General features: G+C 52.5%; 16 protein-coding genes. 5 read left to right on the forward strand and 11 right to left on the reverse strand.

The features are described 5' to 3' along the window. Positions 1-65: 65 nt before the first annotated feature. From J2I46_RS33525 to J2I46_RS20695, 3 genes are all read right to left on the reverse strand, one after another. On the reverse strand, positions 66-401 hold the full coding sequence (locus J2I46_RS33525) for a 2OG-Fe(II) oxygenase (RefSeq protein ID WP_207330953.1): 336 nt from the start codon (positions 399-401) through the stop codon (positions 66-68). 39 nt (positions 402-440) lie between these two features. Further along, positions 441-656, reverse strand: a complete 216-nt coding sequence (locus tag J2I46_RS20690; RefSeq protein ID WP_207330954.1) for a hypothetical protein — start codon at positions 654-656, stop codon at positions 441-443. Positions 657-730: 74 nt separating this feature from the next. Further along, on the reverse strand, positions 731-1741 hold the full coding sequence (locus tag J2I46_RS20695) for a nitrilase-related carbon-nitrogen hydrolase (protein WP_207330955.1): 1011 nt from the start codon (positions 1739-1741) through the stop codon (positions 731-733). Positions 1742-1923: 182 nt separating this feature from the next. On the opposite strand from J2I46_RS20695, the gene kynU reads away from it, so the two are divergent. Next, positions 1924-3195 (forward strand): kynureninase, encoded by a 1272-nt coding sequence (gene kynU / locus J2I46_RS20700; protein WP_207330956.1) that lies wholly within the window; start codon positions 1924-1926, stop codon positions 3193-3195. Here the strand turns inward: kynU and J2I46_RS20705 are convergent. After that, complete coding sequence (locus J2I46_RS20705) at positions 3169-3837, reverse strand: TetR/AcrR family transcriptional regulator (protein WP_207330957.1); 669 nt, start codon at positions 3835-3837, stop codon at positions 3169-3171. The genes kynU and J2I46_RS20705 overlap by 27 nt on opposite strands. Before the next feature lie 90 nt (positions 3838-3927). Further along, positions 3928-4860, reverse strand: coding sequence for a tRNA epoxyqueuosine(34) reductase QueG (queG, locus tag J2I46_RS20710; RefSeq protein ID WP_207331021.1), 933 nt, complete (start codon positions 4858-4860; stop codon positions 3928-3930). A 180-nt stretch (positions 4861-5040) separates the two neighbouring features. Between queG and J2I46_RS20715 the strand changes: the two genes are divergently transcribed. Beyond that, on the forward strand, positions 5041-5916 hold the full coding sequence (locus J2I46_RS20715) for a phosphodiester glycosidase family protein (protein WP_207330958.1): 876 nt from the start codon (positions 5041-5043) through the stop codon (positions 5914-5916). Positions 5917-6132: 216 nt separating this feature from the next. Further along, positions 6133-7389, forward strand: coding sequence for a sensor histidine kinase (locus J2I46_RS20720; RefSeq protein ID WP_207330959.1), 1257 nt, complete (start codon positions 6133-6135; stop codon positions 7387-7389). Positions 7390-7437: 48 nt separating this feature from the next. Here J2I46_RS20720 and J2I46_RS20725 read toward each other — a convergent pair whose 3' ends face one another. The 3 genes from J2I46_RS20725 to J2I46_RS20735 all read right to left on the reverse strand — a co-directional run bounded on the left by J2I46_RS20725 (position 7438) and on the right by J2I46_RS20735 (position 9504). Then, positions 7438-7854, reverse strand: coding sequence for a hypothetical protein (locus J2I46_RS20725; RefSeq protein ID WP_207330960.1), 417 nt, complete (start codon positions 7852-7854; stop codon positions 7438-7440). An 85-nt stretch (positions 7855-7939) separates the two neighbouring features. Next, positions 7940-8164 carry a copper chaperone gene (locus J2I46_RS20730; protein ID WP_207330961.1) on the reverse strand — a complete coding sequence of 75 codons (225 nt, stop codon included), beginning with the start codon at positions 8162-8164 and terminating at the stop codon, positions 7940-7942. A 95-nt stretch (positions 8165-8259) separates the two neighbouring features. After that, positions 8260-9504: a cation:proton antiporter gene (locus J2I46_RS20735; protein ID WP_207330962.1), complete on the reverse strand. Its 1245-nt coding sequence runs from the start codon at positions 9502-9504 to the stop codon at positions 8260-8262. A 202-nt stretch (positions 9505-9706) separates the two neighbouring features. On the opposite strand from J2I46_RS20735, the gene J2I46_RS20740 reads away from it, so the two are divergent. After that, positions 9707-9904 carry a hypothetical protein gene (locus tag J2I46_RS20740; RefSeq protein WP_207330963.1) on the forward strand — a complete coding sequence of 66 codons (198 nt, stop codon included), beginning with the start codon at positions 9707-9709 and terminating at the stop codon, positions 9902-9904. Positions 9905-9908: 4 nt separating this feature from the next. Here J2I46_RS20740 and J2I46_RS20745 read toward each other — a convergent pair whose 3' ends face one another. Next, positions 9909-12125 (reverse strand): bifunctional alpha,alpha-trehalose-phosphate synthase (UDP-forming)/trehalose-phosphatase, encoded by a 2217-nt coding sequence (locus J2I46_RS20745; RefSeq protein ID WP_207330964.1) that lies wholly within the window; start codon positions 12123-12125, stop codon positions 9909-9911. 177 nt (positions 12126-12302) lie between these two features. Next, entirely contained in the window at positions 12303-13382 is a 1080-nt protein-coding gene (locus J2I46_RS20750) for an alpha-amylase family protein (RefSeq protein WP_207330965.1), read from the reverse strand. A gap of 381 nt (positions 13383-13763) precedes the next feature. Here J2I46_RS20750 and J2I46_RS20755 point away from each other — a divergent pair, with 381 nt between their 5' ends. Next, positions 13764-14132, forward strand: a complete 369-nt coding sequence (locus J2I46_RS20755) for a hypothetical protein (RefSeq protein ID WP_207330966.1) — start codon at positions 13764-13766, stop codon at positions 14130-14132. 79 nt (positions 14133-14211) lie between these two features. Here the strand turns inward: J2I46_RS20755 and J2I46_RS20760 are convergent, their stop codons facing one another. Next, positions 14212-17412 (reverse strand): efflux RND transporter permease subunit, encoded by a 3201-nt coding sequence (locus J2I46_RS20760; protein ID WP_207330967.1) that lies wholly within the window; start codon positions 17410-17412, stop codon positions 14212-14214. Between the last annotated feature and the right edge of the window lie 32 nt (positions 17413-17444).

The raw sequence follows: 17444 nt of genomic DNA on the forward strand, positions 1-17444 counted from the left end.
CATGCTGCTACCAGCCAGATCGCGTAGCGAAGAGTCCCCCCCCCGGTGGCAATCGACCGGTGAGTCTAGTTGATTAGCCAGCAGTTTACCGAAAAGCGATAATCTTTAAACGCAAGGTTGCTGCTTCTGACTGGGGCAACCGAATGGGGTGCCACTGATGAGAAAACCACCAAACTATTGTTTTCAGGACTCAGTGCAACCGGCTCGTCAAGGCCCGGAAGAAAAGCAGCCGGGTACATAATCAGTTCACCGCCTTCGAATTGTTTGGGTTCGGAGAAAAAGTAGTAGACCGCCGTTACAACGCGCATATTCTGGACTATCGACTTATCATTGATGTCTATATGTGTTCTAAAATGACCGCCCTCGCCGAATGCCGCGATGTTTAACTCGTACCTTCGCACGGCAAACGGAGCAACGCCTGCCGCCTTGAAAATAGCCGCCTAGTTGGTTGTTAGCGCCTCTTTGAACACATCGGCAAACTTGCCCATGCTGAAAAGTGAAGTAGACTGTTTGGCACTTTTGTCTACTTCTTTCCCATGGTTGACTTTCGACACCTCAAACCTAAGTTCGTTCGCGATCACGTAGTCATACAACTCCTTGTGAAGGCCTTCCGGCAAAAAGTTATGGAACCGATGGTATGGAAATAATTTTGGCATACAAACAATGTTCTGTTAGCTGCCAGCCACCTTCACGTCATCCGCATTTGGCTGGCAGACAGACGAAACTGCCGTTATTTCGCGTCGAACAGCCGGCGAATGACATCTTGCTGGTTTTTGACCAGAATACCCCGGTCGGGCGATTCGGCCAGTAGCGTATTGAGCGGGTAATAGTTATGCTGGGCGTAGCTGTCGGCATATACTTCGAAGCGTTGACGCGACAACAGGTTGGCTGCTCCCGTACGCTGCCGGTACTGGCGCAGGGCACTCAGATCAATATCGGCGTTGGCTACCATACTTTCACCATAGCCTGCCTCTGCCAGAACCAGCCCTTTGTAATCAATCACCCTTGAACCCGCATCGGTTGACCCGAAGGGTACGGAAATCCCCGACAAACCTGCTGAGTTGGCCGATACAACGTACCCCGTGTTCTCGATGGCCCGGGCCATTTTGCCCACATTCTTCTGCGTCAGCAGTGGGCTGCCGATTTCGGAGGTGGAATGCAGGAAAATCTCGGCCCCCCGCATGGTCAGGCAACGCGCCACTTCCGGAAACAGGATATCGTCGGATGCGATGCATGCCAGGTTACCGATGTTCGTTTTGGCAACGGGGAATATCGAATCGTAGCCGTATGCTTCTAAGTAATAAGCCCAAACGTCGGGCGGCGTTGGACTCGATATTGAATTCAGCCGGCGATAGCGCAGAATAACGTCGCCGCTGGGGTTAAGAATAAAGCTGGTCTGGAAATACAGATCAGGGAAGAAGGGATCCTGCTCGTAGGCGTTTCCTGAGAAATAAATCTTATGTTTTTGAACCATAGCCCCCAGCGCCTCATAAATGCGTCCGTCGAGTTCCAGGGCTGCTTTGTCGCGCCATTCTACCAGGCTCTCGCCAATGGGGTAGCCCGTCAGAAAATATTCGGGAACAACAACCAGCAGCGTATCGCGACCAGCCACGGTGATCGACGCTTCTATTTGCGCGTCGATCCGGTTTATCGAGGCCAGCATGATCGCCTCGGCTTCGTCGCGGGTGGTGGCATTATTTACGGTTTGACAGGTTAACTGAAGCGCTAGAGCTTTGTACATAAGTTGATAAAATGAAACTGGTAGCGTGTATGGTGATTGTAAACAGGTACGTTGCGTATCATGATGAACGGGCAACCGGGTTGGTATGAATGGCCCGGTTTACTGATTCACTGGATAAGGTTCGTGCATGTTCATGGGCCAAATTACAAAGATCGACCTGATTTCTGCGTTAACTTTCCGGTATGAACTTCGTCAATGACCGCGACTTTGCCCGCCAGCTCGATCAGGTCGATCCGCTTCGCGAGTACCGCCATCAGTTTCACATTCCGCAGCGAAACGGGCAGCCGCTCATCTACTTCTGTGGTAACTCACTGGGTCTTCAGCCTAAAGCCGCCCGCACCGCGCTCGACCGTGAACTAACTGTTTGGCAACACCTGGCCGTTGAGGGCTGGTTTGATCAGGACACTACGCTGCAGAATGAACCGTGGCTGGCAATTCATGAGCGAAGTAAGCCTGCCCTGGCCCATATTGTGGGAGCTACCGAAGCGGAGGTATGCGCCATGAACAATTTAACGGTAAACATGCATTTGTTGCTGACGTCGTTCTACCGGCCAACGGCGACCAGAAACCGGATTTTGACCATCAGCGGTGATTTCCCCTCCGATCAGTATGCGCTTGAGACGCACATTCGCAGTAGAGGTCTCGATCCGGCCAAGGTATTGATTGAAGTAACTCCGCATGCAGGCGAAGACACCTGGCGAATGGCGACCATACTGGCGGCCATTGAGCAACATGCCGATGACCTGGCGCTGGTGCTTCTGAGCGGCGTTCACTACTACACCGGACAAGCCTTTGATATGGCGTCTGTTGCCCGTCTGGCACAGCAGCACAACGTACCCGTGGGATTCGATCTGGCTCACGCCGTAGGCAACGTACCCCTTCACCTCCACGACTGGGGCGTTGATTTTGCGTTCTGGTGTTCCTACAAATACCTTAATTCCGGTCCAGGCGGGGTTGCGGGTCTGTTTGTGCACGAAAAGCACCATGCCGACACCAACGTACCCAGGCTTGCGGGCTGGTGGGGGTATGATCAGTCGCGACGGTTCGAGATGACCAAAGGATTTGTGGCAATGCCCGGTGCCGACGGCTGGCAGGTCAGTACGCCAACGGTATTGGCCATGGCCGTTCATACGGCCGCCGTTCAGCTCACGGCCGAGGCCAGCATGCCGACACTACGCCTGAAAAGCGAGCGGCTAACGGCGTACCTGCATTTTCTGGTGCGCGATCTGGTACAGGTTATCACGCCCGATGACCCTGCTCAACGAGGTTGCCAGCTGTCGTTGCTGATTCCGGCCAACGGGAAAACTGTTTTCGGGCAGCTGACCGAAGAAGGAATTATTGGCGACTGGCGCGAACCCAACTGTATCAGGCTGGCCCCTACTCCACTCTACAATACATTCGAGGAGGTCTGGCAGGTAGGTAATGCATTAAGCAGGCTGCTCACTATCGGATAATGTCACTACGGGCAGTACGTCGTGGCCCAGCCGTTCTTTTGTGGCGAGCGAAACGCCGTAAAAAATTCGTTCAATAGCGGCTTCGATCTCGTTCCAGCCGGCATCGGTACCCATGTCGATCCCCATTACGGTTCGTTTGTCGTGTGCCATGAACGTTAGCATGGTCATGCCGCTGATAATGATGGCGGCAAATGACCGACCGTATTTGCTTTGGATGAGTTCGCCCAGTTTTTCAATCATGACCCGAATCTGTTCTTCTTTCTGAAAGGCCACCAGGTTAGTCGCGCCATTCTGGTTGTTTATCAGATCATTACGCAGAAATTCCTGCGCCTGGGGGTTCGTTCGCAGCAACCGAAATTCAGCAAGAATGAAGTTAGAACAGGCCTGAAAAAACTCGTCGAGCGTGGCTCCGCTCAGCTTTTCCAAATCAATCGGTGGGGCAGTAACCACTGGCTGGTATTTCTGATAATACGCATTGATCAGGCCATCGAGCCCACCGAAATAGCGATATATCAAAATCTTATTAACCCGGGCTCGTTGCGACACCCGGTTGATGCGAACCTGCTCAAATCCGCCCTCAATAACTAGTTCATGGACTGCATCAATCAATCGTTGTTCAGTCCGCACCCGATCGCGCGTCATATCGGAAAAGCCAATGTGTAACTGAATTCTACAAGCTATAAACTCAGCACCAGCACGGCTCAAACATAACACTAACGTGAATGTAACCTGCTATTTGTTTATGAAACGGACATTACGAACCATTCCTTCACACTTTGTGCGTTTCATTGGTGATCGCTTTGCCAGTTCACGAAATACCTCCTCGGTGATTTCTTCCCAATCGGTTTTGGTCATAGCCGCCAATTCGGGAGATAACGCAAAGGCGGGTGTCTGATGTGGTTTGGCAAAACGGTTCCACGGGCACACATCCTGACAGATATCGCAGCCGAATATCCAGTTCTCGAATTTACCTTTCACTTCCTGCGGAATGGCCTCTTTCAGTTCGATAGTGAAATAGGAAATACAACGACTACCGTCTACTACATACGGCGCCACGATGGCGTCTGTCGGGCAGGCGTCGATGCAGCGGGTGCAGGTGCCGCAATGGTCGGTAGTGGGGCCATCGGGGTCGAGGTCCAGATCGAGAATCAGCTCGCCGATGAAGAAGAAGCTGCCCATTTTCCGATTCAGCAGATTACTGTGCTTTCCCACCCAGCCTAACCCTGACTTCGCCGCCCAGGCTTTATCCATCACCGGCGCTGAATCAACAAAGGCGCGCCCACCTACCTCACCAATTTCAGCATGAATGAAGTGTAACAGGTCTTTCAGTTTGTCTTTCAGCACGAAATGATAATCGGTACCATAGGCGTATTTCGAGATCTTGTAGTCGTCGGCTCCCTCGGGCAGGCGATTATCGGGGTCATCGCCGGGGTAATAATTCAGGAGAACCGACACCACCGATTTGGCGTCGTCGACTAGCAGGCGCGGATCAAGGCGTTTATCGAAGTGGTTGGCCATATAGCCCATTTGCCCGTGCATGTTCCGGGTCAGCCACGCTTCCAGGCGGGGGGCTTCATCGGCCAGAAAATCGGCTTTGGCAATTCCGCAAAAATCAAACCCCAGTTCCAGGGCTTTGGCTTTGATCTTTTGCGCGTTGGTCATCATATGCCTATAAGGTTTTGCAGACCGGATAGGTTTCGGGGCAGTCAGGTACGTTGCCATAAGCAGTGTCTGGCTGGTCGGCAGTAGTTTGGTACCAAAATAAGATTTGCTCCTGTTGGCACTGGCTTCTGGTCATAAACCGTAGCTTTAGCCCGTTGTGTATCTTACCAGAACTGTTTATTCATGATCCGGTCCATGCGCTTTTTGCCATTGTCACTATGCTGCTTACTCACTGTTTCAGGGGCCTGCCAGACGATACCAGGTACGTCTGCTGATTCACTTCGACTGCTCAATCGACCTGCGGCAATTCAGTTCCGGCGTGGCCTTGAGTGGCAATCCGTGCGGCTGGATACCCTGTTTGGCTCTCCTCAGAACATCAATATCCTTCGCCTGCGGCCCGGGAAATGGCGATTGGCGTTCGGCTCAGCCGGTGACAGCCTACGCACAACCAGCCGACTTGGCCGGGAGAAACAGGCTACAGCAGCCCTCAATGGCACATTTTTCAGCTTTAAAGGCGGCTCTGTTGATCACATCAAGATTGATGGCTACGTACTTGACACCACCCGGTATACACCCGGCAAGAAACTGGAAGAGCATCGGCAGGCGGCCATTGTGCTGACCAAACGGGGAAAGGCAGCCATTGTTTTTGGCGGCGCCGATAACCCACGTTGGGCCAGCGAACGCCCCGAGCCTAACGTGATGGTGACGGGTCCGCTTTTGCTAAAAGGAAACAAACGTGCGCCGCTACAGCCCAACGCGTTCAATGATAACCGCCACCCACGTACCTGCTTCTGCCTCACCAATGATCGGCATGTGCTGCTGATTACGGCCGATGGTCGTCACAAGAACGCAGCGGGCTTCAGCCTCCCTGAATTAACTACGGTTTTGCGCTGGCTTGGGTGCCGCGATGCCATCAACCTGGATGGTGGTGGGTCAACAACGCTCTGGCTATCAGGCCAGCCCGATAATGGCGTGGTCAACTATCCGTCCGACAGTAAACAGTGGATCCATACCGGCGAACGTCCCGTGAGCAATGTGTTACTAGTGCATCCGCGTTGATTGGCTGCCCTTTGCCTGCTGCCCAACACGAGCAGTGCCACCTTACCTTAACGTACCTGGAGAAACGAGGAATCAGGTCAGACCACACCCTTGGCCCTTTAACAACCACCAATTATATACTTATTACATAGATAAAATATATAATTATGTTATCCTGGCCTGGTACGTCGGTGGTTTCCCTTATATTACCTATGTTACTCAATTCCACATAACGTAATGGCTGCCAAGAAGAAGGACTATCAGGATCAGATCGACCAGTTGGTTGATCATTTACACCTTCGTCGGGAATCGATCCTGAATCACTGGCGGACCTTATGCGGCGACGACCAGACGTTGAGCACCCGAACCAGCTTTTCACGGGAGGAATTTTATGATCAGGTGCCGGCTCTTCTAAACATCCTGGCGCAACGCCTTCAACGCAAAAAAGTAGAGAGTGACCCGGTTGAACAGGCAGGTCTGCATGGGCTGCACCGATGGCAGCGGGGCTATTTGCTCAACGAGTTGCTCACTGAATTAGACTTGCTTTATAAAGTTCTTATCGAAGAATTTCAGGTCTACGTTGAGCTTCACCCCGATTTTGGGGCCGATGCTGTTGCTGAGGTGTATGGGCAACTCTATCAGATCAGCCGGGATACAAATATAGGTAGTGTCATGTATTACGATGAGCTACGCCAGACGAGTGCAGCTGAGCAGGTTGGCAATCTGCAACGTGCGCTCGACAGCATCAACCAACTGATCGAACACCGAAGTGAATACCTGCAAACGGTTTCGCACGATCTGCGGTCAAATTTTGGCGTTCTACTGGGCGTAACTGACCTGCTGACGTTCCCTACCACTAAAAAAGAGCAGGCTAACCTGATTAACATGCTGAATCGCAACCTGCTGTCTATTCGGGATATGCTGTTTCAGTTAACCGATTTCGCGCGTATCGAAGCCAATCATGAACAGGTGAATACCCAAAAGTTCGATGTCAGTACGCTGCTGCGTGATACCGTGTTGAATGCCCAATCGGTGGCGGAAAAACACAATCTGGAACTACGGGCAGACGGCCCTTCCCTGGTGATAAAAAGCGATCGACTTAAAATCCTGCGCATTCTTCAGAACTTACTGTTCAACGCCTTGAAGTATACCAAGTCCGGATCCATTTATGTGTCGTGGGCCCAGGAGAATGATACCCGATGGATCATGAGCGTTCAGGATTCGGGGCCGGGCCTGACGAGTGGGCCCGCCGCCCTACTGGCTAACCAGCTACGGCCATTGGCCCAACTCACCAGTACGCATCAGTCTGAAGGCCCAACCGCCTACCCCAGTCAGCAAGCTCCGGATACGCTGTCAGAGAGGCCCAGTGAGAATCTTGGCCTGTTCATTGTCAAGAAGTTTTGTGATCTGCTCAAAGCAAGCATGGATATCGAAACCGCTCCGGGTCAGGGAACACTCATCCGGATTCGTTTATTGATCGACCAATCGCAATAGGTGATTTGACCCGGCATTTACGCTGATATCAGACGTGGCGTTGGTGCTTTACCGTTCAGACGTAGTTAATACGACCTGCCCGGTAGGATACTGCACATCGATATTATCTTCGGCTGAAATAAAAATTCGGGTTGGTTCGGTTACCGATGTAGTACTAAGACTTCCCTTCAGGGCTTTCGAAAACAGGCCGGTCGCGGGGTTGATCTGACCTACTTTTTGAGCCGCCTTGCGGTCGGTCTCCATCCAGACAACGTACGTTTCCTTAGATGGGCTCAGTCGTTGCGGTTTGGCCAGATTCAGCACGTTTATGGTTATGCCATAGTTCGAATTTCTGTCTTTCTTTACCTCAACCTGGCCAGTAGCAGCTGGCACTATGGTCGAGGGCATAAAGCTCATCTTTTGGGCACAGGCGCTTACAACCACTGTTATGATGAGAATAGCGGATAGCGACTTTATAGTTTTCATACGTTTCATAGGTTAGTTATATAGGAACCCCGCTCCGGTCTAACTGATTATACATTTTGAGCCTAAGCCCGGAAAACAGAGGCGGTCAAACCGGTTTGTCGATAAGGTCGGCCTGAAAGCCTGCCTTCATTATTGCCTGTTTCACCAGATCGGCTATTCGATTATCGGTTGTTTGCACCGTCAGCAGGTTGTCTGGACTGGTTGTATCCACATTCCACCCATCTACCTGCTCAATGGCATTCAGGTTCAGTGTAACGGCTTCAATGTCGTTGCCGGAAGTGAGGTTTGTCTTGAAATTCAGGGTTTCCATACGTCGTTTGTGATTCGTTCTATTTATCAACTGGAAAAGAAGAAAACTGTCCCGAAAATGAAAGCTGCTGGCCTTCCAATTGAGCCATTTCACGGCTAGCCTGTCGGATACAATCGTCTGATTAGCCGTTCCATGGTAAGCCCCTGTACAATGACTGAAAACAGCACAACGGCATACGTAATGGTAACCAGCAGGTCTTTATGGGGCAGGGCGTTTGGAATAGACAGCGCCATGGCAATTGACAGCCCGCCCCGCAAACCGCCCCAGGTAAGCATAACCGGCGCTTTGTCGTCGAGGTCTAGCCAGCGACGGGCGGCCCGGAATGGTAGCCAGATAGAGATGAACCGCGCCAGTAGCACCAGCCCGATCACAACGAGGCAGATCAGGAGATAACTGCGCTGGATATCGATAATCAGTAATTCCAGGCCAATCAGCACGAAGAGCACGGCGTTCAGAATGCTGTCGATGAGTTCCCAGAACTTGTCTACGTATTCTTCTGTCTGGTGGCTCATCGCGCCAGAACGGGCATGCCCCCCAACAAACAAACCGGCAACAACCATGGCTAAGGGCCCCGATACATGCAGCCTCTGCGCCAGCAGATAGCCCCCCATCACACCTGCCACCGTTATAATCACCTCTGTCTGATAATGATCGATGGAGCGCAACAGCCGAAACAGCAGGTAACCCAAGGCCAGCCCGAACAGAACGCCGCCACCTGCTTCTTCCAGAAACAGCAGACCAATGGGCCCCGCACTGACCTCCGCACCGTCGTTGACAACGATCCGAAAGATCGATGCGAACACCACAACTCCTACCCCATCATTGAAAAGCGACTCGCCCACAATGTTAAGCTTCACGCTCTCGGGCAATTTGAACTTTGCCAGAATACCCAGCACGGCAATAGGGTCTGTGGGTGAGATGAGAGCCCCGAACAACAGGCAAAGTGGATAGGACAGACTAAACTCAAGCCAGCCCGCCAGATAATACAGGCCGGTGCCCACCAGAAACGTGCTCAACAATACACCCACGAATGCAAACAGCATAACCGATCGGCGCTCCAGCCGCAGCTGATCAGCGTCTGTATGAAATGCTCCGGCGAACAATAGAAAGCTGAGCATTATGTCGAACAGGACCCGTCCGAAGTCGATCTGCGCCATCGTCTGACGAACGGTTGACAGCCAGGTAGGTTGCACTGCATTGAGCCCGATCAGCACCACCGAAAACAAGAGCGACAGCACCATCACGCCAATAGCGTCGGGCAACTTTAGCCACCTGGTATTGATGTAAGCGAACAGAGCCGATATAGCAATGAGCAGGGTTATGAGCGTAAACAGATCCATCGATATATAGTCTCGTAATACAGGTATGTTGATAAGCAACGTACCTGCGGATGAACGTAGAAAGACCCGTTTCTAAGTAAATTCTAAGTTGCCTCTAAGCCGCCTCTTAAAAGCCACTGATAGCTTTCGGGCCTGCCAGATTGGCCAGATACCCAGGCGGGTATGCTAGCCAATCTGATACTGGTCACGAAACTGCTTCGTTATGGCAATCAGCATCTTACTCGTACTCCTTGTTTTGGCTGGCGTCTCAGCCTACTATGCCAGTGCCCGATTTGGGTGCCAGTCGTCTGGCCTGACGCCGCTTCCGCCGCATTATACACACCTGACCGAGCCGGAAAATAAGGCAACCGAGCCTGTTAGACAATTGGAAACACCAGCGGGGCAGCCAGTAGATCAGTAGCCTGCTACATGTTGGTCAGCACCTCGCTCATCTGTTGCAGTAGGGTGTCAACATCGCGCTGCCGGGCTAGCCGATATCGGGCAAAAGACGTACCTGGCCCAACTTTCAGGGTGTAGGCCCAGTTGGGCAACTGGCTGAACATGTCTTCGTCGGTGGCATCGTCGCCGATACTAACGATGAAATCGTAGGCGTTTTGCTCAACAATGGAAAGCGCTACCGTGCCCTTGCTATGCTGTGCTGGCTTTACTTCCACTACTTTATTGCCCTGAATCACCGTCAATGGCACAGCCGACGTGATGCCCCGCAAGATATTGGCCAGTTCAACGGCCTGAGATTCTACGTCGTCGGCATGGGCCATTCGGTAATGCCAGGCAATGGCTGTCTCTTTTTCTTCAGCAAACGAGCCGGAAAAACGTGTAACGAACGGATCGATAACCGACCGCACCGGTGCCAGCCAATTATCCGCCGACAGATCGAGCCGCTCCCAGGGCTGATCCGGTTTTTTCAGGAAAGCACCATGTTCAGCAACCAGACAGACGGGAATACCAGCCATCGCCTGCTCCAAAAATGTTCGGTTTCGGCCGCTGATAATGACCAGATCGGCACGTTCGGCCAAACTCGCCAGGGCCTGTCTGAGGTCGTCAGTTGGTCGTGCATCGGCCGGGTTATCAACCAGAGGGGCCAGCGTTCCGTCGAAATCGACCAGGAGCAATCGCTGCCGGGCCTCGGCAAAGGCGGTCATGAACGAGCCAACCGGCAGGTTGGTTTCCAGATCAGGCTCGGCACCAGGTACGTTGTCGAACGCATTCAAAAAGTCATGGCTCCACCGGAAAACGTTATGATTCTGGATATGACACCGCATCTGTTCCATCCGGGCCGATTGCTCCTGTTTCGGCATGATCAACGCCTGTTCGATGGCGTCGGCAACTTCCTGCGTATCGGTCGGGTTAATGATCAGCGCCTCCTGCAACTCCTGAGCAGCACCGGCCAGTTCGCTCAGAATGAGTACCCCCGCCTGATCGCTCCGACTGGCAACGAACTCCTTGGCTACCAGATTCATACCATCGCGTATGGGGGTGATCAGGGCCACATCGCAGGCGGTGTACAGGGCCATTAATTCGGTGAAGGTCAACGAGGCGTAGGAATAAACGATTGGCCGCCACCCAATTGACCCAAACAGACCGTTGATTCGCCCAACCGTTTCTTCGATCTCCCGTTTCAATTCCTGATACTGGCCGATTTTATCTCGCGACGGCACCACGGTCATCACCAGGGCCACCCGCCCGTGCCAGTCGGGCTGTTGCAGCAGGAAACGTTCGTAGCCCTGTAGCCGGTAGCGTATACCCTTGGTATAATCGAGCCGGTCGACCGAGAAAATGAGTTTGTTATGGCGCAGCAGCCGTTGGTACCGCAGGCGAGTACTGACAACATCAGTCTCCTGCCCGCTGACGTTGAACTTTGTAAAATCGACGCTGATCGGAAAATGCCGGACGCTGACGGATCGATCGGCCAGTACAATCCGGTGGCCAATGATGGGCAACGCCAGCACCTCCGATACGCTGTGCATAAAATGCTGAACGTAATCAGCCGTATGAAAACCGATCACATCGGCGCCCAGCACGCCCTCGATCAATACCTGCCGCCAGGTACGTGGCAACAGCTTGATGATTTCGTAGGTTGGAAACGGAATATGGAAAAAATAGCCAATAGTTGCGCTCGGAATGGCTTTTCTAACCATATCCGGCAGCAGCATCAGCTGGAAATCATGGATCCAGACCAGATCTCCCGGTTCAATAAGGGCATTCAATTCTTCCAGAAAGCGCGTGTTGGCCTGCTGATAATGGCTGAAATCACGTTCGTTGAATGAAGCATACGAGGTGAAATAATGAAACAACGGCCAGAGCAGATCATTGCTGAACCCTTCGTAGAATCCTTTGTGAACTGCCTCTTCCATGAATACCGGATGTGCCACAAAGCTTTCGTTTTCCAGCAATGCCGGTTCAACTGCCCGAAGGCTGGCATCGGCGTGCCCTACCCAATGAATTTTGGTAGAAGTGTTTCCGGGTTGCTGCCCCATTCGCTCGGCCATAGATAGTACGGCCGATACCAGACCGCCTGAATTCTGCCTCAGCGCTGGTCCGTCGTCTGTTGGCTGAATGCTAAAAGGCAATCGGTAGGAAACAATCAGTAGTCGGGTATACGTGTTTTTCGATTTGCTCATTCATGAAACGCGTAACAACTGAACGCGCAGTGTGAATGGGCAAAGTACAGTCACCGACTTAGAGCGGACTTAAACAAATCTTAGAAACTGCTTAGAAGGCCGCTGGCAGGTGGTGTTGAGCAGACTTCATCAACACCACCTGCCAGCGCAGTCGGCGAAAACGTACACCGAACGCACTTAGGCCCGACGGCCAAAAAGGGTTCGCAAAACACCGGCAAAGCGCCGCTCATAGAGGAAATCAAGCCGGTATCGTCTGGCTTTGGCGGGCGTTGGCTTATCATCGTTCTCAGCCATAATCAGTTGCTCCTCCCGACAGGGAAATTGTTGGTACGATTGCCCGGCAATACCCTTCCTGGTCTGATCGCAGTCGATCAGCAAATAGTACTGATGCCCTGTCTGGGCTGTTAGTTCATTGGCCGCCTGACGAATCTGGGTAAGCAACACATCGGCGTCGGGTAGTGACTGAATGCCATTTAACCGGAGCGCATCGATATGAAAATCACGAAACCACATCAATGCGTTATCGACGCAGTAGCGGAGGCTTGCCTGAGAACGGGCATCGTCGGCGTGCTGATTTCGTTTGGTCAATGCAGTTCTTACCTGGCGGATAAAGTAGGTATCAACTGGCTCACGGCCTGGCTCTTGCGGGTGTAACAGGCCATAATCGAGATCTACACAGACAGCAATACCCTCGTAATGGCAGGTATTAATAAAATGCTGAAGCTGCGTTGGTGTACCATACGTTGCCTGTATGGTATATAACGAAGCCGCCGTAAATCCCGCCGCATTGGGGGTAGGCAGTGGCCTTGTGGGCTGAATGACTACGGCGTTGACTCCTTCTTTTTTCAGCTCGCCTACCTTCCGCTCGGCCGCGCAGAACGTACCTGCGGGGGTAAAGGTAGCAACAGCCAGTTCAGCTATCCGGTACTCGTCAAACGGAGCGTTTACCCAGCAGCCATCATCCCAGTAATAGTTGGTAATATCAACGGCCTGCGACGGACCATAGATTCCCTGCGGCTGAACGATCGATGCCGAATCTGGATACACACGCTCGTTGTCGACCAGCACCGAATACAAATCGCCGGGCTTGATCTCCGTCGTTTCTATCGACCAGTATCCGTCGCTCTCTTTGTTTAAATCAATTGGTTCTGGGCGTCCTTCAACAAGAATGGCCACGTTTCTGGCGCGAAGGTGCCACAGCCTGATAGCCGCTGTTTCCCCGTCAATGAAGGTCACACCAAAGGCTCTTCTGCTCATTAAACGCTGGTTAAGCATATCGTACGTCATAACGCCAGGGCTTTCTGGATACTCTATTTGTTGCCGCAAACAACGCACCGCACCCTTAGAATAGACTTAATCAGACCTTAGAAACTCCTTAGAAGGGCCGAAAATGTTTACTTAGTACCTAGCCTCAACACCTGAATTCGTAGAGGTGATTTATTAACCAGCATTTCGTCGGGTCGTATTTTTAAGCCTTGCTTAGGCCCAGTTGTGGACAAACATGTGTTTGTTCATCTATACAGGAAGCACCTGTTAATCAACGCATAACGTCTACCAATTATAAAAACCCTGTTTGTTAGCTTACTCCTAGCCGCGAGCACAATGACTGGTTCGTTCGGCCAAACTAAAGACCACCCTATGGCACGCGAATTTTTTGAGGCCATCGCCAAGCAGATCAGGTATCCGGCGGCTTCGAGCAAAGCAAACAAGGTGGCCAAGGCGTATGTCTTTTTCAGCGTTGATGACCTGGGTAAGATTGCCAATGTCTCGGTTCTGAACGCCGCCAACGTCGACGCACTTTTTACAGAAGAAATTAACCGTGTACTAACAGCCTTGCCGCCTCTGTCGCAGTCCTATGCGGGCAATTATGTACTTCCGGTACAGTTTCAGCTAGAGGGCGAGCACAAGCTGATTGCTCCGCTAGAAGAAAACAGTGCGTTTGTCAAATTTGTGAAAGACAAATCACTATTAGGTGAAGTGGTCGTTGTTGGCTTCACAAAATCATGACCAAACGTACCCACCCGGTCAGAAACAGCAACGCCCGACCATTTTGTACATGGTCGGGCGTTGCTGTTTCTGATTCACTTCAGGCCTGCGCTACTTGTGGGTCTTCGCCCGGTTTTTCGTCAGGATTTGAACTCTCTTTTTTCTTCTTCAGCTCATCAAGGCCTTTTTTGCCGTAAGCCAGTTTAGTGATGCCCACATACAGCACCGGCACTACGAAAATGGCCAGCGACGTAGCGGCCAGCATCCCACCCAACACCGTACGGCCAATGGTAGCACGAGCCACACCGCCCGCACCCGACGCCAGCGCCAGCGGGAATACACCCAGGATGAATGCCAGCGACGTCATCAGGATGGGCCGTAGCCGCAGCCGCACGGCCTCAATAGTCGATTCAAGCAAATCTTCGCCTTTGTCTACGCGCTCTTTGGCAAATTCTACGATCAGGATGGCGTTTTTGGCGGCCAAACCAATCAGCGTAATCAACCCGATCTGCGCATACACGTTATTGGTCAGATACGGGAACAACGTGAGGGCAAGAATAGCACCGAGGGCACCAATTGGCACCGATAAGAGTACGGAGAAGGGCACCGACCAGCTTTCGTACAGAGCCGCCAGGAACAGGAATACGAATCCAACCGACAACATGAAGATGTAGATCGAGCTACTACCGGCGTTAATCTCTTCACGGCTCAGACCCGAGAAATCATACGAATAGCCCGTTGGCAGCACCTTATCGGCCACTTCGCGCAGGGCATCGTTGGCCTGACTACTACTGAAACCGGGTTTAGCTGCGCCGTTGAGTTCAACTGTTCGGAAGAGGTTGAAGTGAGAGATCAGCGGCGCATTTTCGATGACACTGGTTTTGATCACGGCACTCAACGGCACCAGTTGTCCGCTCTGATTACGTACATAATACTGCCCCAGATTTTTTATATCGGTGCGGTACATCGTATCTGCCTGTGCCACCACCCGGAACTTCCGCCCGTAGATAATAAAATCGTTTACGTACTGGCTACCCAGAAACGTTTGCATGGTGGTATAGACCGCGCTCACCGAAATGCCCAGCTTTTTACACTTATCCCGATCGACATCAACCCGGTACGCAGGCGATTTAGCGGTAAAGTAGGTAAAAGCCCGGCCGATTTCGGGGCGTTTATTAGCCTCGGCCAGAAAGTTCTGTACCACGCCATCGAAGGCTCGTACATCGTCGTTGGTTTCGCGTTGCTGAATCTCAAACGTAAAGCCGGACGACTGCCCCAAACCCGGAATGGCGGGCGGTTGCAACACCTGCGGTCGGGCATCGGTCAGAACCGCTAATTCCTGTTGCAGCTTCACCACCAGTGAATCGGCCTGCATGTTTCGTTCCTTTCGTTCTTCCCATGGTTTCAGCTGCATAAACACCGTACCACTGTTCGATTTGGAAGCGAACGTAACCGCGTTCAGCCCGCCCAGCGCCGCAAAGTGGTTGACGTAGGGCTGCTTTTTCAGAATGTCCATGATCTTATTGAGCACTTCCAGACTTCGGGTTGTCGAGGCCGCTTCCGGGATTTCGTACGTAACAATCAATCGCCCTTCATCTTCCGTTGGAATAAAGCCGGTTGGCTTGGCTCTGAATAGCAGGCCTGTTCCGATATAGAGGACAACCAGCCCCACGATCACCAGTGGTGTGGCTTTGATCAGTCGGTTTACGCTGTTGGAATACGCGTTCGTCACCTTCTCGAACCACTGATTGAACTTGTAGAAGAACTTGTTCAGGCCGGTTGCTTTCTCGTCAATGTGCATCGGTCTCAGCATCAGCGTACACAACGCGGGTGTCAGCGATAAGGCCACAAACGCCGAAATCAGCACCGACACGGCAATGGTAATGGCAAACTGCTGATACAGGCGCCCGACAATGCCGGGAATAAACCCTACCGGCACGAACACCGCCGCCAGAATCAAGGCAATGGCGATTACCGGCGCCGAAATCTCGCGCATGGCCTCCATGGTAGCCTCTTTCGGCGACATTCCCTTATCGATGTTCACCTGAACGGCTTCGACCACCACAATCGCATCATCGACCACAATACCAATGGCGAGTACGAAGGCGAAGAGTGTCAACGTATTGATGGTAAACCCGAGCGGAACAAACAGAGCGAACGTACCTACGATTGACACCGGAATGGCCAGCAGCGTAATAAGCGTGGCGCGCCAGCTTTGCAGGAACAGGAATACCACCAGAATCACCAGTACCAAGGCTTCGAGCAGCGTTTCAACCACTTCGGAAATCGACACCTGAATAACCGATACTGACTCGAACGGCACTACATATTCAATGTCTTTCGGGAAGGTTTTTTTCAGGTTATCCATTGCTGCATACACGCCTTTGGCCGTGGCCAGCGCGTTACTGCCCGGCAGTTGATACACAAGCAGATACGACGCCCGCTTGCCATCAACGAACGAGTTGCTGGCATAGGAGAATTTGCCCAATTGTATCCGCGCAACGTCTTCTAAACGAACCAGCGACCCCGTGGCCGGATCGCTGCGTACAATGATTTTCCGAAATTCCTCTTCCTTGCTCAGTCGGCTGTTTGTGAAGACAGAGTACTCAAAAGCCTGCGAATTAGGTTGCGGCGGCGCGCCCACCGACCCACCGGCTACCTGAAGGTTTTGTTCCTGCAAAGCCGCCACCACCTGATCGGGTGTCATACCCAGTTGCGCCAGCCGGTCAGGCTTGAGCCAGATCCGCATCGAAAAATCATCGGCCCGACTGAAGATATCACCAACCCCCGGTACCCGCAGCAGCGCATCCCGGATGTAGATGTTGGTATAGTTGTCCAGAAACGACACGTTATGCGTGCCTTTGGGCGAATAAATGGCCACCAGCATGAACAGCGACGGATTCCGTTTCCGCACCACCACCCCGAGCCGGGTTACTTCCTGCGGTAATTGCGGCTGGGCAATACCAACCCGGTTCTGAACGTCGAGCGCGGCAATGTTCACGTCGGTGCCCACTTTGAAGGTCACGTTCATGCTCATGCGCCCGTCGTTGGTAGCGTTGGTCTGCACGTAGTCCATGCCGGGCGTTCCGTTCACCTGGGTTTCAATGGGCGTGGCCACGGTTTGCTCAACCGTTTGCGCGTCGGCCCCGGTATACGTACCTGTAACCTGCACAACCGGGGGCGTAATGTCGGGGTATTGGCTGACCGGCAAACTCAGCAGGGCCAGCACACCCAACGCTACAATAACGATGGATGCCACAATGGCCGTAACGGGCCGATTTATAAATATTTCTGCGAACATGAATTCAACGGGTAAACGAGTGACGGTCCAAC

Origin of the sequence: Fibrella forsythiae, from assembly GCF_017353175.1 — a bacterium.
Lineage (GTDB): Bacteria > Bacteroidota > Bacteroidia > Cytophagales > Spirosomataceae > Fibrella > Fibrella forsythiae.

What these genes read in the sequence shown, in the direction of transcription:
- J2I46_RS20690 (WP_207330954.1), bottom strand. Translation starts at nt 656, where the DNA reads ATGCCAAAATTATTTCCATACCATCGGTTCCATAACTTTTTGCCGGAA.
- J2I46_RS20695 (WP_207330955.1), bottom strand. Translation starts at nt 1,741, where the DNA reads ATGTACAAAGCTCTAGCGCTTCAGTTAACCTGTCAAACCGTAAATAAT.
- kynU (WP_207330956.1), top strand. Translation starts at nt 1,924, where the DNA reads ATGAACTTCGTCAATGACCGCGACTTTGCCCGCCAGCTCGATCAGGTC.
- J2I46_RS20705 (WP_207330957.1), bottom strand. Translation starts at nt 3,837, where the DNA reads ATGACGCGCGATCGGGTGCGGACTGAACAACGATTGATTGATGCAGTC.
- queG (WP_207331021.1), bottom strand. Translation starts at nt 4,860, where the DNA reads ATGATGACCAACGCGCAAAAGATCAAAGCCAAAGCCCTGGAACTGGGG.
- J2I46_RS20715 (WP_207330958.1), top strand. Translation starts at nt 5,041, where the DNA reads ATGATCCGGTCCATGCGCTTTTTGCCATTGTCACTATGCTGCTTACTC.
- J2I46_RS20720 (WP_207330959.1), top strand. Translation starts at nt 6,133, where the DNA reads ATGGCTGCCAAGAAGAAGGACTATCAGGATCAGATCGACCAGTTGGTT.
- J2I46_RS20725 (WP_207330960.1), bottom strand. Translation starts at nt 7,854, where the DNA reads ATGAAAACTATAAAGTCGCTATCCGCTATTCTCATCATAACAGTGGTT.
- J2I46_RS20730 (WP_207330961.1), bottom strand. Translation starts at nt 8,164, where the DNA reads ATGGAAACCCTGAATTTCAAGACAAACCTCACTTCCGGCAACGACATT.
- J2I46_RS20735 (WP_207330962.1), bottom strand. Translation starts at nt 9,504, where the DNA reads ATGGATCTGTTTACGCTCATAACCCTGCTCATTGCTATATCGGCTCTG.
- J2I46_RS20740 (WP_207330963.1), top strand. Translation starts at nt 9,707, where the DNA reads ATGGCAATCAGCATCTTACTCGTACTCCTTGTTTTGGCTGGCGTCTCA.
- J2I46_RS20745 (WP_207330964.1), bottom strand. Translation starts at nt 12,125, where the DNA reads ATGAGCAAATCGAAAAACACGTATACCCGACTACTGATTGTTTCCTAC.
- J2I46_RS20750 (WP_207330965.1), bottom strand. Translation starts at nt 13,382, where the DNA reads ATGAGCAGAAGAGCCTTTGGTGTGACCTTCATTGACGGGGAAACAGCG.
- J2I46_RS20755 (WP_207330966.1), top strand. Translation starts at nt 13,764, where the DNA reads ATGGCACGCGAATTTTTTGAGGCCATCGCCAAGCAGATCAGGTATCCG.
- J2I46_RS20760 (WP_207330967.1), bottom strand. Translation starts at nt 17,412, where the DNA reads ATGTTCGCAGAAATATTTATAAATCGGCCCGTTACGGCCATTGTGGCA.